Origin of the sequence: Oxynema aestuarii AP17 (assembly GCF_012295525.1) — a bacterium.
Taxonomy (GTDB): Bacteria; Cyanobacteriota; Cyanobacteriia; order Cyanobacteriales; family Laspinemataceae; genus Oxynema; species Oxynema aestuarii.
Genome location: NZ_CP051167.1, coordinates 2,452,239 through 2,464,193 on the forward strand (window position 1 = coordinate 2,452,239; position 11,955 = coordinate 2,464,193).

11 protein-coding genes are annotated in these 11,955 nt (G+C 52.8%); 6 read left to right on the forward strand and 5 right to left on the reverse strand.

Annotated elements, in window-relative coordinates:
* The first annotated feature begins 107 nt into the window (after positions 1 to 107).
* Positions 108 to 326 (forward strand): hypothetical protein, encoded by a 219-nt coding sequence (locus HCG48_RS09970; RefSeq protein WP_168569027.1) that lies wholly within the window; start codon positions 108 to 110, stop codon positions 324 to 326.
* On the opposite strand, the gene HCG48_RS09975 is transcribed toward HCG48_RS09970, so the two are convergent.
* The gene (locus HCG48_RS09975; protein WP_168569028.1) at positions 323 to 1,912 is read right to left on the reverse strand and encodes a glycoside hydrolase family 57 protein; all 1,590 of its coding nucleotides are present in this window, start codon (positions 1,910 to 1,912) and stop codon (positions 323 to 325) included. The genes HCG48_RS09970 and HCG48_RS09975 overlap by 4 nt on opposite strands.
* 269 nt (positions 1,913 to 2,181) lie before the next feature.
* Between HCG48_RS09975 and HCG48_RS09980 the strand changes: the two genes are divergently transcribed.
* The gene (locus HCG48_RS09980; RefSeq protein ID WP_168569029.1) at positions 2,182 to 2,856 is read left to right on the forward strand and encodes a hypothetical protein; all 675 of its coding nucleotides are present in this window, start codon (positions 2,182 to 2,184) and stop codon (positions 2,854 to 2,856) included.
* Positions 2,857 to 3,262: 406 nt separating this feature from the next.
* On the forward strand, positions 3,263 to 4,591 hold the full coding sequence (locus HCG48_RS09985; protein ID WP_168569030.1) for a DNA cytosine methyltransferase: 1,329 nt from the start codon (positions 3,263 to 3,265) through the stop codon (positions 4,589 to 4,591).
* On the opposite strand, the gene HCG48_RS09990 is transcribed toward HCG48_RS09985, so the two are convergent.
* Complete coding sequence (locus tag HCG48_RS09990; protein WP_210437211.1) at positions 4,588 to 5,043, reverse strand: hypothetical protein; 456 nt, start codon at positions 5,041 to 5,043, stop codon at positions 4,588 to 4,590. The two genes, HCG48_RS09985 and HCG48_RS09990, sit on opposite strands and share 4 nt — an antisense overlap.
* A 309-nt stretch (positions 5,044 to 5,352) precedes the next feature.
* Here HCG48_RS09990 and pds point away from each other — a divergent pair, with 309 nt between their 5' ends.
* From pds to HCG48_RS10005, 3 genes are all read left to right on the forward strand, one after another.
* Positions 5,353 to 6,741, forward strand: a complete 1,389-nt coding sequence (pds, locus tag HCG48_RS09995; RefSeq protein WP_168569031.1) for a 15-cis-phytoene desaturase — start codon at positions 5,353 to 5,355, stop codon at positions 6,739 to 6,741.
* Positions 6,742 to 6,845: 104 nt separating this feature from the next.
* Positions 6,846 to 7,778, forward strand: a complete 933-nt coding sequence (gene crtB / locus HCG48_RS10000; RefSeq protein ID WP_168569032.1) for a 15-cis-phytoene synthase CrtB — start codon at positions 6,846 to 6,848, stop codon at positions 7,776 to 7,778.
* 246 nt (positions 7,779 to 8,024) lie between these two features.
* Positions 8,025 to 9,092: an EAL domain-containing protein gene (locus HCG48_RS10005; protein ID WP_168569033.1), complete on the forward strand. Its 1,068-nt coding sequence runs from the start codon at positions 8,025 to 8,027 to the stop codon at positions 9,090 to 9,092.
* A gap of 25 nt (positions 9,093 to 9,117) precedes the next feature.
* Here the strand turns inward: HCG48_RS10005 and HCG48_RS25955 are convergent, their stop codons facing one another.
* The 3 genes from HCG48_RS25955 to HCG48_RS10015 form a co-directional block, all read right to left on the reverse strand.
* Complete coding sequence (locus HCG48_RS25955; protein ID WP_246260102.1) at positions 9,118 to 9,891, reverse strand: RNA-guided endonuclease InsQ/TnpB family protein; 774 nt, start codon at positions 9,889 to 9,891, stop codon at positions 9,118 to 9,120.
* Positions 9,830 to 10,393: an RNA-guided endonuclease InsQ/TnpB family protein gene (locus HCG48_RS25960; protein ID WP_246260012.1), complete on the reverse strand. Its 564-nt coding sequence runs from the start codon at positions 10,391 to 10,393 to the stop codon at positions 9,830 to 9,832. The genes HCG48_RS25955 and HCG48_RS25960 overlap by 62 nt, the downstream gene beginning before the upstream one ends.
* A 226-nt stretch (positions 10,394 to 10,619) precedes the next feature.
* Positions 10,620 to 11,069 (reverse strand): RNA recognition motif domain-containing protein, encoded by a 450-nt coding sequence (locus HCG48_RS10015; RefSeq protein WP_168569034.1) that lies wholly within the window; start codon positions 11,067 to 11,069, stop codon positions 10,620 to 10,622.
* Between the last annotated feature and the right edge of the window lie 886 nt (positions 11,070 to 11,955).

Below are 11,955 nucleotides of genomic sequence, written 5' to 3' on the forward strand. Positions count from 1 at the left end.
CATTAATAGACCCGATCCCCAGAGAAATTAGAGGGAGTTTGAAGCATCGGGATCGGAGTTTTCGGGGGTTCGATCGCGTCCTATTTCTGATACCAACTGCTTTTTGTTTGAAGTCGTTTCAGGCGCCAACCATCGCCGAACTTTTGCGATCGAGGGAACCGTCGTGCGCGATCGCCGGACCGTTTCTCCAGGAATTCATTTGTCACGAAACGATCGCCTATCCGCCAAAAAAGGCCAAAAAAATAGACTTCCCCAAGTCCTGGAGAAGCCAAGCCGAGCCAAAATCGAACGGCAGTTCCCGGCGATCGCACCGGGAGATCGTTTAAAGAGGGCGGTAAACTCGATAATTGATATTCGGGAAAATATTATCGATCGCCTCGACTTTTTCCAGCCATCCCGAATCGACCTTGTCCTGATTGAGATCGTCGTAAATTTTATTGAGGCGCATCAAATGCGATCGCGTCCGGCGCACCGCATAAGGCACCATCGTTCCCGTCCGCATAATAAACGCCCAGTCCGACGACTGCGCCAGCAACAATTCCCGCGCCGCCTGATTGAGCGCGCGTAACTCCAACTCGTCCGCAGGTTCGCGGTAACTCAACTCGATCACCCGTTCCGCCGCCTTGTGCAAATGCGGGTAAATCCAGGCATTCGTTTCGTTGAGCCAATACTCGTGGAAGCCCTTGTAACCCCAACTCGACTGCGACGGACGGCAAACTTGCTGGGTCGGTTCCGCGCGCAAATAATCCGCCAAATGGGTCATGTCGTAAGTATTTTGGTCGTACCACGACTTGCGGAACAAATAATCGATAAACCACGGGCCCTCATACCACCAGTGACCGAACAACTCCGCATCGTAAGGCGAGACAATAATCGGCGGACGCTGCATGATCCCGTGGAGGTGTTCCACCTGGCGTTCGCGGTTGAACATAAAATTCCCCGCGTGTTCCGTCGTTTTTTCCCGGGCCCAGTAGGGATCGTAAAGCGCCTTATCGCCCAAACCCAAACCGCGCCCGGTAATCTTGTGGTATTTAATTCCCGTATTTTTACGCTGTCCGTTGGGCATGATGTACGGTTTGATATATTCGTACTCCGCTTCCCAACCTAAATCTTTGTAAAACTCTCGATATTCCGGCGCGCCGGGATATCCGACCTCCGAAGACCAAACCTGTTGGGACGATTCGTGATCCCGTCCGAAGGCGGCAACCCCGCACTCGGTAAAAATCGGGGCGTAAGTCCCAAACCGAGGACGGGGACGGGCGTACAGAATCCCGTGTCCGTCGGTGAGGAAATATCGCAACCCTGCGTCGGCGAGCATCCGCTCGACTCCTTCGTAGTAGGCGCATTCCGGCAACCAAATCCCTTTTGGCGGACGCCCGAAATTCTCCTCGTAATGTTCGCAGGCGACCTGGATTTGCGCCCAAACCGCTTGCGGATACATTTTCATCAACGGTAAGTAGCCGTGGGTGGCGCCGCAGGTGATAATTTCGAGATTATTCGTATCTTGGAATTGTTTGAACGCGGTGACCAAATCGCGATCGTAACGCTCCCACAGTTCGCGGGCGGCATTGAATTCCGCCGCGTAATGTTCGGCCAAATAACGGATGTGACCGTTATGTGCGTTATGTTCGATTTCTAATTCGGTCAGTTCTTCCAGTTTGGCCAGATGTTCGTCGTAACGATCTTGCAGGAGTGGATCGCGCAGCATCGACACCAACGGCGGTGTCATGCTCATGGTGATTTTGAAATCGATCCCATCTTGCTTTAAACCTTCAAAGACTCGCAATAATGGGATGTAGGTTTCAGTAATCGCTTCGTAAAGCCATTCTTCTTCTAGAACGTAGTCACTTTCGGGGTGTCTGACGAAAGGAAGATGGGCGTGGAGAACTAGAGCAACGTAGCCAATAGCCATAGTGTATTGTTTTGGAGTGAGCGATAAAACTGACGCGGGTTTGGGGAAAGTTTACAGTATTTTAAGATTCTAGAATGCAACGGATTGAAACAATTTTGCCGGGGCTTCGGAGGCGATCGCCCGTTTTGTTTTGATAGTTTGCAAGACACCTACACGGTATCGATCGCGTCTTAGGGAGAAAACCCGTGCGCGGTTTGGCTCGATTGACCCTATCTTAAGCTGAAAAGCCATCTCATCTCCCCATCTGGGGATATTTAGCAAGTTGACCCATGCTCAAGACTAAACCCTTCATGTTTTCTTGTTTGTTAAGCGGCGCCCTGGTCGCAGGCCCTCCGGCGGCGATCGCGGCTGAAGTGCGATCGAGCGAGACCCTCGACGACCGCCGCAGCTTACTACTGGTTGCGGAGCAACCCATCGCCCAACGCAGCCCCCGGTCTGACGCGATCTTGCGCTTGGAGGACCTCCCCGACGGCTTTCAACCGATGCCTCAGTCGGAGTTAGCCGCCCTCAAGCAAGAACTGAGTCAAGACGATTTTCAGGTCGAAAACGTCTTTGCTTTTATGGAACAACAACAGTTCGAGCTGATTATGGGGATTACGACCACGATCGCCGATCCGCAAGAACGTTCCCAATTCGATGCGGCGTTGAGCCAACCCCAACTCTTGCGCGAACTACTTACTGAAGGTCTGGACGATACGGAGATTCTCGACGAGCGCCCCCTGACGGGATTGCAAAATATCGGCGATGCGGCGGCGGGAGTCAGTATGAAGGTCAATTTAGAAGATATTCCCGCTCGTTTGGAGATCTTGGCGTTCCGCAATGCCGATTTCGGGGCCTTCGTGTTCGTGATGTATCTCGACGGCGCCACACCTGTCGTGCCGATTGTCGATGTGGCTCGCATCCTCGATCGCCGCGCCCGACAGGCTGGCTCTGGCCGCCGATAATCCGGCGAAATGTGTCTCGATGTTTGGTTTTCCCCCTCGATCTCGCTTCAAGGGGATTTTTTTGGCGTTCTCGGCTCGATTCTTGCCGATTTAGGCGATCGCCTTCCCCGTCGAGGGTCATTCCACCGAGCCATAGATGGGGTGGGCGATCGTCAACCAGCCGATTTAAGGGATGATTTTCTTACGGACCGCTATCGATTCACTCAATGAAGCAACTCCCTAACTTAGGATTTTCTATTATTTTATGGTCGGTTTAAATAAAATAAAAACTGTTATTTGTTCGATTTTTAAGTTGATATAAAACAGCAGGAATTTGATTCTATTTTTTTTACAAAATCAATCATAAAAAGCATAAAAATAATAGCAAAATGGTAAAATATATGTGCTGCGATCGCCGATTTCTTTGATGAACGAATTCCAACGACCCATCGCTGTAGATTTATTCGCCGGAGCGGGCGGGATCGGCCTCGGCTTCGAGCAAGCGGGCTTCGACGTCCTGGCTGCGGTAGAAATCGATCCGATTCACTGTGCCACCCACGAGTACAATTTTCCGGACTGTGCGATCCTCTGTCAGAGCGTCATCGAGACGACAGGGGAGCAAATCCGACGGGCTTCGACGATCGGCGATCGCGAAATTGACGTAGTCTTTGGCGGGCCGCCCTGTCAGGGATTTTCTACGATTGGCAAACGGGCTTTAGACGACCCGCGCAATGCTTTAGTATTTCACTTTTTACGGTTAATTTTAGAGCTAAAACCGAAATATTTTGTGATGGAAAATGTCCGGGGAATGACCTTCGGAAAACATATTTCCGTGTTATTAGAAATTATCGATAAATTTCAGGCCAACGGCTATCGGGTCGAGGAAAAATATCAAGTTCTCAATGCGGCGAATTATGGCGTACCGCAAAAACGAGAACGCTTGTTTTTAATCGGATCGCGCGCCGATCGCCCCTTACCGGACTATCCGGCGGCGATCGTGCGACCGCCCCGATCTAAAAGATCTCCAACGGCTACAATGGCGTCCCTCCCTGAAGGACCCACGGTCTGGGATGCGATCGGCGATCTGCCCGAAGTCGAAAATTACCCCGAACTACTCGATCGCGATTGGGCGATCGCCGAATACGGCGCCCCCAGCGAATACGCGAGCTACCTGCGCGGTCTGAGGCGCTGCCCGACCGATTACGCCTACCCGCGCCTGTTCGACCGCCAACGGCTCACCGCAAGTGCGCGCAGCCAACATACGCCGGAATCGATCGCCCGCTTTGCAGCGACCCCACCCGGGGAAACCGAGTCGATCAGCCGCTTCCGCCGACTCGATCCCAACGGCACCTGCAACACCCTGCGCGCCGGAACGCCGAGCAATCGGGGCGCCTACACGTCCCCCCGTCCGATCCACCCGGTGACCCCGCGCTGCATTACCGTGCGCGAAGCGGCTCGCATCCACTCTTACCCGGACTGGTTCGGCTTCCACGCGACCAAGTGGCACGGATTCCGCCAAGTGGGGAATTCGGTGCCGCCGTTGTTGGCGAAAGCCGTCGCCTCGGAGATCCGGCGGGCGCTGGCGGTCGAGGTGGAGCCGCCGCAAGGGGCGATCGCGTGCGGCGATCGCGCTTTGTTGGAATTAACGATGTCTCAAGCTGCCGAACGCTATCAGGTCGATCCGCACACGATCGAGCCGCGACTCAGACGCCGACGGCGCCCGCCCGTAGCGACAGAAGCGCCCGGTCTGAGTTAAAAGCCGCGTCCGTCGTTATCGGCAAACCAGTCTTCATCGTCTTCTTCTTCCTCGTCTTCATCAAAGAAAAAATCGTCGTCGTCGTCGAACCACAGGGCCTCGTCGGAGAGGTCGATTTCATGCTCGTAGTAGGCGTGCGCCTCGCCGGGACATTCGAGAATGACTCGGGAATGGGTTAAATCGAGGACGTCGCGCAAGCGCGAATGAACCGTATCGATGCGGTTGTGAATTCGCTTGTACACCACGAACCGAGGACAGATGACGATCAATTCGATCGCTTCGTCCTCGCCGGGACAGATCCACCAGTCGCAGTAACTAAACAGCGCTCTGAGGGAGCTGTCGAGTTGGTTGTAAAAGCGTTGACGGTCTTGACGGACCATCATCAGCTCCCGAGCCAAGATGATGTCTTTAGGGGTTAGCGGTTGGGGGAGGTCAGGGTTGATATTGCTCATGGCTCCAGCTCCCAGTGTCGATCTGGGTGGTCAATTTCATTATTGCAGCGATCTTTCACTCCGAACGAGGCGATCGCCGCCGGATCGGGATGCCGACGAGCATAACGATCGAGAAAAGTTTATAGTCGATCTAATTTGCTCGAAAGCAGCTCCAAGCCTTATGGGAGCGGGCGATCGCTCTGATGGCAAAATTTATTTGCCATCAGAACCCGAAAAGTCGGCAAATGTAACAGTTTGCAAAGGTATAATGAGAAGCATCTCCAAAAAACTTAAGAATATCTAAAGAATATCGAGGGCGAAACCGTCAAAATGCGAGTTGCGATCGCCGGAGCAGGCTTAGCAGGACTTTCCTGCGCGAAATATCTCACCGACCACGGTTACACCCCCATTGTCTTGGAAAGTCGAGACGTCCTGGGGGGGAAGGTAGCCGCTTGGCAAGACGAAGATGGGGATTGGTACGAAACCGGGTTGCATATCTTCTTCGGTGCCTACCCCAACATGCTGCAGCTTTTTAAAGAACTCGACATCGAGGAGCGGCTGCAGTGGAAAGAACACACGATGATCTTCAACCAGCCGGACAATCCGGGAACCTATTCCCGCTTTGATTTTCCCGATCTTCCGGCGCCGTTGAACGGCATTACGGCGATTCTGCGCAACAACGACATGCTCACGTGGGCCGAAAAAATTCGGTTCGGTCTGGGCTTGATTCCGGCGATCGTCCGAGGCCAAGATTATGTCGAGGAAATGGATAAGTATTCTTTATCCAAGTGGATGGAGCGTCAAAATATCCCGCCCCGGATCGAGAAAGAAGTGTTTATCGCCATGTCCAAAGCTCTGAATTTCATCAATCCCGATGAAATTTCGGCCACGGTGGTGTTGACGGCGCTCAATCGCTTCCTCCAAGAGAAAAACGGCTCGAAAATGGCCTTTTTGGACGGCTCGCCCACGGAAAGGCTCTGTCAGCCCCTGGTCGATTACATCGGCGAACGCGGGGGCGAAGTTCGCTTGAACGCCCCGGTAGGCGAGTTTTTACTCGACGAGGGCGATCGCGTGAGCGGCTTTAAAATTCGCGGGGTCAACGGCGCCCCGGGCGAGACTTTGAGTGCCGACGTTTACGTTTCGGCGATGCCCGTCGATCCGCTCAAGTTGATGCTGCCCGAACCCTGGCGCCAGTACGAGTATTTCCAAAAACTCGACGGCTTGGAAGGGGTTCCGGTAATCAACCTCCATTTGTGGTTCGATCGCAAACTTACCGACATCGATCACCTATTGTTCTCGCGATCGCCCCTGTTGAGCGTTTATGCTGACATGAGCAATACCTGTCGCGGCTACGAAGACCGCGATCGCTCCATGCTCGAATTAGTCCTCGCCCCCGCCCGCGAGTGGATCGGCAAATCGGACGGCGACATCGTAGACGCCACCTTGTCCGAACTCGAAAAATTATTCCCGGATCACTTCTGCGGCGACAACCCGGCGAAACTGCTCAAATACCACGTCGTCAAGACGCCTCGCTCGGTTTACAAGGCCACTCCGGGGCGCCAAGGGTGCCGCCCCTCTCAAGTGACCCCGATCGAGAATTTCTACTTGACTGGGGATTACACCATGCAACGCTATCTCGCCAGTATGGAAGGGGCCGTACTTTCTGGTAAGCTTACAGCGCAGGCGATTGTGAGCCGTCACGAGAACCGCGCCGTCTGAGCGTTAAAATTTCCCCCGTTCGCGGCATGTGCCGCCTGCGAATCTCGCTCGCGAACCGTGTAACGTCCGCGCTTTTATAAATCGACCCAACCCGCCTGCAATCAATGCTGCAACTGTCCGATCGCACTCGCATGAAAACACTGGCTTCCCCGGAGGACGCCTACGAGCTCTGCCGTAAAATTACTGCCAAGTATGCCCGCACCTTCTATCTGGGCACTTTATTAATGCCAGAGGTCAAAAGGCGGGCAATATGGGCTATTTACGCTTGGTGCCGTCGCACTGACGAATTGGTAGACGGCCCGCGCGCTCGTTTGACCACGCCGGAAACCTTGGATTTGTGGGAAAGTCAATTAGAATCGATCTTCGCTGGCGACCCCCTGGAAGACCCGGACGTGGCCTTGGTCGATACCCTAGAGCATTTCGAGCTGGAGATCGAACCGTTCAGGGACATGATTGCAGGACAGCGCATGGATCTCGAACGCAGTCGCTACCAGACGTTCGAGGATCTCAAGCTCTACTGCTACCGCGTGGCGGGAACGGTGGGGTTGATGTCCCTGCCCGTGATGGGCTTCGAGAAAGCTCGCTCTAGCGCCCCGTGGGAATGTTATTTACCCGAACTGCCGCCCCCGACTCAAGAGGCGATCGATTTGGGGATTGCCAACCAATTGACCAATATTTTGCGCGATGTCGGCGAGGATGCCCGTCGCGGACGGATTTATTTACCTCTGGAAGAGTTGGCCCTGTTCGATTACACCGAAGAGGATTTGATCGATGGGGTGGTGGACGATCGCTGGCAGGAGTTGATGCGCTTTCAGATTCAACGGGCGCGCAAGTATTATGCGGCGGCGGAAAAGGGGATTTTAGCCCTCAGTCACGATGCCCGTTGGCCCGTGTGGGCGGCTACGATGCTCTACAGTCAGATTCTCGACGCGATCGAGCGCAATCAGTACGATGTCTTCCGACAGCGCGCTTTTGTCCCCAATTTCAGCAAGGTGGTGTCTTTACCCGTGGCCTGGTTGCGGGCGCAAGTGCTTTAGGCGATCGCCGCGTTCGATGGCTTGCGATGTCGTTCTGTAGGTAGATGTCGCCGACGGGCAATTTTGGTATCTAGAGTTTAAACCCCCCGCTTTCGGCGCGCGGTTCGCTCCGCGCGAGTCCGGGTTGAAGTTGTTTCTCAAGCGGTCGGTCGGGCGCCTGACTATCTTTTGGCGGCGCTTAGGTCTACCCTAATCTCTAGATGTCTTAATAATTCGTAACTATTTTTGATTAACCTTTACAGAGCGATGTCTGACGTGAATCGAGCGATCGATTGGCCGACCCTACTGATTCAGCCCCACGACGCTGAAACGCAACAATACCTCGAAAAACTGGGGTTTCAGTCCGTGCCGCCCGTTCCCCAACTTCAATATCTCAAACTGCCGAAACAGGAGTTGGCCGATTTATTCTTGAAACTGTCGGACGAGTTATCGGAAACGGCTCAATCCGTGTCTCGGTTTTTTATTACCCATTTATCTTTGAACTCCCCGGAGTTGTTGGTCGAGTTTTTACAAGCGCAACCGCTTAGCTGCGTGACCCATTGTGTCAGACAGGCGTGGTTTTTACGGTTGCTGGTTCGCGGCAGTATTTTTTTTGAATATCAACCGATTTTTCATTTAGTTTCGGGGGAATTGGTCGCCTACGAATGTTTGGCGCGCTCTAGAGGCGATCGCGGCGAATATTTCAGTGGCGGGCAGTTAATTGAAGCGGCAGTCACGACCCAGTTGAGCCGGGAGTTTGACGAACTCGCCCGTCAAATTTGTCTCGATTCGATCGCCCAAAAAAACAGCCATCATAACTTTTTTATTAATATTTTGCCCAACGCGATCGTCGCCAACCCGCAATCGATCGCCGATAACTTGCAACAAGTTTTAGAATTGGGCTTGAAACCGGAACAGATCGTCTTCGAGCTGACGGAAGTTGAAGTCTTGGCAAAAAGTGACGAACTCTCCCAACTGATTCACCAAATCCGCGATTGGGGCTTCGGAATCGCCGTAGACGATTTGTGTGGCAGCGTCTGCGTCGATCACTACGCCATGGAATTTAGACCGGATGTGGTCAAACTCGACCGCAGACTCGTCGATGGTTGCAGTCAATATACCCTCAAACAAACCCTGATTAAAAGTTTGCTCGAATCGGCCCATCAAGAAGGGATTTTAGTCTTGGCCGAAGGACTCGAACAACAGGCAGATATAGATTTTTGCCGGGAATTGGGGGTCGATTTCGCTCAGGGATTCGGCTTGGGCCGCCCGTCGCCGAACTTGCTCCAACAACCCCTAGAATTAATTCCTTTTCCCTTGTCTAAAGCCTCGTGACATCCTCCCGACGCTGAATCAAAGATTACAGCGCGGGCTTCCCAGTCTCACGATTGGGTATTCGGGCCCCACGCCACTTATCTAGGTCATAGACCCCCGACAGACCGACTTGACAGGCGGTTTCCGTTCCCCAGAGTCCCTGGGTTACTACGTTTTCTTGTCCACGATGCAAAACCATCTCTGCTGCAGCATGGTCACGATGAGTCCGATACCCACACTCAGGACAATGATGCTCTCTGATTTCCAACCCCTTGCTCACCGTAGCAAGGCAGGATGGACAGGTTTGACTGGTGCCGTTGGGATTGACTTTAGCAAAGTAGACTCCCCGTTTCCAACAAACCCATTCCGTCAGAGACAGGAATTGTCCGAAAGCAGCATCTACACAATCTGTTCGCAACATCCCTCGCGTCAAGCCTTTGACGTTGAGATCTTCTGCAAAGATGGTTTGCGCCCGATCGCAAAGCTGATGAGCCGTCTTCAGATGGAAATCTTTACGACGATTGGCAATGCGATGGTGCATTCTAGCCACTTCGATTTGTGCCTTCTCCCAGTTTTGAGAACCCTTTTGTTTTCGTGCTGCTCTGCGTTGCAGCAATTTCAGCTTGCGTTGCATCGACTTGAAAAACTTAGGGCGCTCTTGGAAAGAGCGATCGGAAGCGGTCAAGAATCGCTCCAATCCCAGGTCAATCCCAATCGCCCGACCATGAACTGGAGCATCGGGAACTGATACGCTCGACTCAATCGTGACGACGACATACCATTGCGTACCCCGTACCCTGGACAGTACCCTTACCTGTATCCCCCCAACCCCCCTTTGAAAGGGGGGCGAAGGGGGGTTGCAGGTTAATGGGTACTTCCCCAATTTTTGGCAACTTGATTGTGAAGCCATTGATGGGATTGTTCTTGAATTGGGGAAATAGAAAGGATTTGAATTGACCGAACTTTTTGAAACGCGGGAATCCATGTCCCCGTTTCTTAAAGGCTTCCCAGGTATCGTGCAGTCTGCGAATCGTGGTCTGCAACACCTGAGAATGCACCTTACCCAGATGCGGGAATTGCTTCTTTGCTTTGGGCAGGTTGTTCTGCTGACGGTGGTAAGACGGAAATGGCTCATCGGCGGGAATGATGTATTCCTTTTCCAGCGAGCATCGGTATACCGAACACTTACGCGAAGCAATCCAGTCCTTGAGTTCGTGTAAAGCGTAGTTATATACGCCTGTGCACGTCTCAAGCCACTCCAACAGTTCAGCCTCCTGGGTGGCGTCTGGATCGATTCGGTAGGTGTAGTTCATCGTCAGCATGACTATAATTTACTACAGGATATAGCTGCCGGTAAATACTTGTCTCATCGCCATCGTAGGGCTTGACCCTTCCCGTAGGGAACGGCAGACGAAAAAATAGACTGGAGGATTGCCGATACTCCCTCCAGCCTCGAATTCGTGACACGGGCGACAGCATCCACGGAAAAGGGAGACGGCGAACGCGCGATCGCGGTGCTTCCCCTTCCCCTGGCGCGCCGTTAAGGACTTACGAATTGGTCGTTTGCGTAGCCAGCATTTGCTTGAGTTTTTCCAGTTCTCCGGCCCAACGCGGATCGGGTTGCACCGCATCGGAATCGGAACCGCCACCGGAAGAACGACGGCCTTTACCGCCGCCACTGCTGCGACGAGCGCCAGTGCTGGGTTTGGAGGAGGAACGAGGTTCCTCGTCGCCACCACTTTTGCTTTTATTGCGCGGCAGGGCTTTCTCAATTTTCAAGGCGCTGTCTTGGAAGACATAACCGTTGTATTTTTCGATGATTTCGTCAGCTTGCTCGTCGTTTTTAACGGTGAGAAAACCAAAGCCCCGGCATTTACCTGTTTTGCGATCCGTAATCACTTTGGTCGAAACCGATTCGCCAACATCTGCAAACACGGCTTGCAAATCTTTGCGATCGACTTCTTTGGGCAGGTTGCCAATGTATAAACGGATAGACATGAATGAGACCTCCTGTTTTTAGTTGCTCATTAATTCAATCAAAAACTCTTTGCCGTTACGTCGTTGCGATCGGCAGGTGCATACGTACCACGCGAACTGAGAGGGTTCCGTGCCAACTTGCTCCGTGCCAACCTCAACAACAGACATCGCCGCCAAGCAGCAGGATATTGAATCTATCCATTTCCCGGCTTGAGAGCTTGTAGATAGAAACTTGCCTTGTTAGGTCGCCACGAAAACTTTGGGTTCTCACCTTAAAGTTTAGAGCTTGCATGTGGTTGTTTGTGTCGCTTTCCAAGGCTTTTAATAAAATCTGCTGGATAGACTGCGAGATCTTCAAGCGGTTTTTACCGAACGACGGTCACGGTCGAGTTGAACTTTCTCCCCTAGCGGTCTGTAGTCGGGCGGCCTTTAGTGAATTCCATACGCTCCAAAAAGACCGCTTTTGATTTGCCCGACCGTCAACGATCGACCTGTTCTTATTCCATCGCTTTCGATCTTGCAAAATTTAACCATTTATTAAGTTATCATAGCCTTTCGTTGTAAAGCTAGATCTAATTCAATTTTCGATCTTTTTTTTCTTCTCGACCGTGTCTTGATGCCGGATCGTCGGCTCGTTTCTCCCCGGAGTCGGATCCGCCACGAACGCCGATCGCCCGTTCTCACTCCCAATAGCTGAAAAACCAGCCGTGGGTGGCGGCTGGTAGGAATAGCTGTGTTGGAAGGAGGAATACCTGAGACTCCGACGATCGAACGGACTCGTTCGAGCTGAGCGATTGGCCGATCTGTATCTGGCTCCCCGGGTTTCCTGTTAAGAAATGTAACATTTATACGGCAAGTTTGCAATGTTTCTTTACTTTGCAAGGTCGAGGGGGCGATACGGCATTCT

Bases quoted from the DNA above. Each gene is read 5' to 3' on its own strand.
- HCG48_RS09985 (WP_168569030.1), top strand. From the start codon at position 3,263: ATGAACGAATTCCAACGACCCATCGCTGTAGATTTATTCGCCGGAGCG.
- HCG48_RS09990 (WP_210437211.1), bottom strand. From the start codon at position 5,043: ATGAGCAATATCAACCCTGACCTCCCCCAACCGCTAACCCCTAAAGAC.
- HCG48_RS09980 (WP_168569029.1), top strand. From the start codon at position 2,182: ATGCTCAAGACTAAACCCTTCATGTTTTCTTGTTTGTTAAGCGGCGCC.
- pds (WP_168569031.1), top strand. From the start codon at position 5,353: ATGCGAGTTGCGATCGCCGGAGCAGGCTTAGCAGGACTTTCCTGCGCG.
- HCG48_RS10005 (WP_168569033.1), top strand. From the start codon at position 8,025: ATGTCTGACGTGAATCGAGCGATCGATTGGCCGACCCTACTGATTCAG.
- crtB (WP_168569032.1), top strand. From the start codon at position 6,846: ATGCTGCAACTGTCCGATCGCACTCGCATGAAAACACTGGCTTCCCCG.
- HCG48_RS25960 (WP_246260012.1), bottom strand. From the start codon at position 10,393: ATGCTGACGATGAACTACACCTACCGAATCGATCCAGACGCCACCCAG.
- HCG48_RS09975 (WP_168569028.1), bottom strand. From the start codon at position 1,912: ATGGCTATTGGCTACGTTGCTCTAGTTCTCCACGCCCATCTTCCTTTC.
- HCG48_RS10015 (WP_168569034.1), bottom strand. From the start codon at position 11,069: ATGTCTATCCGTTTATACATTGGCAACCTGCCCAAAGAAGTCGATCGC.